Origin of the sequence: Thiolapillus sp., assembly GCF_048562965.1 — a bacterium.
GTDB lineage: Bacteria > Pseudomonadota > Gammaproteobacteria > Chromatiales > Chromatiaceae > Thiolapillus > Thiolapillus brandeum_A.
The window spans coordinates 1-1,990 of sequence record NZ_JBHNMF010000574.1 but is presented as its reverse complement, the minus strand read 5'-3'; the positions used below and the strand labels follow the sequence as shown (position 1 = coordinate 1,990).

Genomic DNA, 1,990 nt, shown 5'->3' with positions numbered 1-1,990 from the left:
GTGCCGGGGTAGAGGGCGAAGGCGCTGCCAACGCTGCCAGCCATGGAGAGCGAAGCGAAGGCTGGTAGACCCCAGTAGCCGCGAGGCCGCACTGTTTTCCCGGCGTGCCTTGCGCCAGAGGGAAAACAAAGTAGGCCTCCGAACGCGGCGTCCAGTCATTGGGAGCCAAGTACGGAGCAGCAACGAGCTTGCGAAGTTGTTGCGTAGTGCTTGGTGACCAGGACGGCTGGGGCACCAATGGGTTGTCAAAGGCCGAGTCGATTTTGGGGACTGGGATGTCCCAAAATCTATCACGAGGCCGAAGACACGCTTGATTTCTTTTCCAGCAAGGCATCCAGGAGATTGCTGTCTCCTGAGTGATGGGCACCAATGACGCTGTCACCGTTGGCGTCGGGCTCTATCAAAGCGTCATACTCGAAATTGAGGGACGAACGGTGCGCCGGATCATGGGGCACGAAGGCATGAATATCGTGGTGATCCACAACACCATCCGCATTGATATCCTGACTGATCAACGCGCGGGCCAGGTCATCGAGACGGATATACAGCTGAGTGGGCGCCACCTCGCCTATCAGCGACCGCGCAAACCGCCAGGCAAGATCGGTAAGGGCCGTTACACGCACATTGCCGTTGCGCCATTCTCTTGCCTTTGCCAGCCCGTAGAGCGTACCTTTGTTCGGTGTGGATGGGGTGTTGGTGTTGCCGTCATCATCGGCATCAATGTCTCTGCCACCGGAAGCGGCCACCAGTATCCATTCGTCGTCGGGTATCCCGTCCAGCAACAGCGCAAAGCGACCGGCAACGCTTACCTCGTCAGCAACCACGGTTTGCCACGGGCCTTCCACCGGGTTTTCCAGATCGGACAGCCGGTAGGCGCGAATGCTCGCCCCGAAAGTGAACCGAGCAGGGCCTGGTTCAGCGCCCCCACGCGGTCGGTGCTGCTGTTGATGCGCAAGGTGCTGCCGCTTGCCACCCTTACTGTGGGATTCAGAACCACAGCCGCAGCGGTCAGGGTGAGATGGGATACGTTATCCAGGGTTACGGTTGGTCCCATGTTGATCTGATAATCTGCGGTGCAACTGCTGGTTTCAGCGCTGTAGTGTTTTCCTTCGATCTTTTTGATTGCGCCGCCACCAGAACAGCTTTCATTGCTGTTCTCTGGCGTGTGGGTGAAACTCACGCTGCAGTCTGTGGTAACCGGCCCGGTTGTATATTCGGCTCCGTTCCAGCTGCTGCCAACCGGGCAGCTGCCGCCCACTGTCGTGTCGGTGCGGTAACCCGGATTGGCAGTCACCGTGAAGGTGGCGCTAGAATTCAGGGTCACTGTTGCCGAAAGCTTGTCCAGTACGCCATTGGCATCCACGCTGGCTGTGACCTGATAAGTGTCCTGAGAAAAAGATACTGTGACGGACTTGGCCGAGGCGATGGCGTTGAAGGTGCAGGTATTGGTGGCGCAGGCAGCGCTGTCTGAACCGCTCCAGGCAGTAACATAGCCGGTATCAGGCGTGGCCGTCAGCACCACATTTGCGCCTTGGCTGTAAGTTCCGGTACAAACGCCACCGGTGCTGGTGCAGGCGCTGATGGCGCCGCTGTTGGCGGAAACCGACCCATGGTCGCCGACGTTCACGGTTACCGGGTATGACTGCGTTTGTGAAAAGACGTAAGCAGCGCCGGATGTGCTGGCGTTGCCATCGGCAAATTGGGCGCCGACCAGAATCGCTGTGTTGCCGATCGCTACGCTGTAGCCGAACTGATCGTCGCTCGACGCATCGCCCGCCTCAAGCTTCCCGGTTTCGCCCCAGTTGTCCGCGCCTCCTTCGTTGCGGGAAAACCGGTAGGCTGCACCGGAACCCTTGGCACTTACGTCCTTGAGATAGGCGCCGACGACTGCCGTGTCGCCCGAAATGGCCACACTGTGTCCAAACCAGTCATCCGCCGTTCCGTCGCTGGCGAGCAGTTTGCTGACTTCACCCCAGGCATTGCTTCCTTC

At 59.2% G+C, this 1,990-nt stretch carries 3 protein-coding genes; all 3 read right to left on the bottom strand.

Annotation, left to right across the window (positions count from 1 at the left end; translation table 11 throughout):
- The coding region (locus ACOCD2_RS17870; protein WP_419625848.1) for a hypothetical protein at nt 1–294 on the bottom strand (294 nt) is incomplete at its 3' end.
- Nucleotides 291–845, bottom strand: coding sequence for a hypothetical protein (locus tag ACOCD2_RS17865; protein ID WP_293649317.1), 555 nt, complete (start codon nt 843–845; stop codon nt 291–293). The genes ACOCD2_RS17865 and ACOCD2_RS17870, both read right to left, overlap by 4 nt.
- Nucleotides 806–1,990, bottom strand: a 1,185-nt coding sequence (locus ACOCD2_RS17860) for an InlB B-repeat-containing protein (RefSeq protein WP_305801614.1), incomplete at its 5' end; no start/stop codon positions are given. The genes ACOCD2_RS17865 and ACOCD2_RS17860, both read right to left, overlap by 40 nt.